This window comes from Chryseobacterium sp. 2TAF14 (assembly GCF_052115105.1).
In the GTDB taxonomy this organism is placed as follows: Bacteria; Bacteroidota; Bacteroidia; order Flavobacteriales; family Weeksellaceae; genus Chryseobacterium.
In genome coordinates, this window is the sequence record NZ_JBFRGA010000376.1 from 1 (window position 1) to 430 (window position 430).

Below are 430 nucleotides of genomic sequence, written 5' to 3' on the forward strand. Positions count from 1 at the left end.
GCAAAAACAGTTTGGCTGGTCTGCGAAACGAGAATTAGCAAAAATAAATTACCGCATCCATACAGACGCTATAAAACAGAATCTCATTCCAAAAGAGTTATCTTCTAAAGAGATTTCTATTATTTACGCAAATGAAGCAGATGTTCTGAATGTCGCATTATTTGGGATTACAGCCCGACAATGGCGAGACGCAAATCCTGATAAGAAAGGGAATATACGTGATTATGCAACGATGAATCAACTGATTTGCCTGTCAAATCTGGAAAATATCAATGCAATTTTTATTCAGGAAAATTTTAATCAAAGCGAGCGTTTGCAAAAACTTAACAAAATTGCAATTCATCAAATGCAAGTCTTGGAAAACATTGAAGAAAAACATTTTTTGAAATAAAAAAACGAAAAAAATTTACTTTAAATAGTAATTTTACAT

The 430-nt window shown here is 31.9% G+C and carries 1 pseudogene; it reads left to right on the forward strand.

Going from position 1 to position 430, the window contains the following annotated elements:
* A pseudogene (locus tag AB4Y90_RS18235) lies at positions 1–391 on the forward strand (KilA-N domain-containing protein); the annotation flags it as partial.
* Positions 392–430 lie beyond the last annotated feature (39 nt).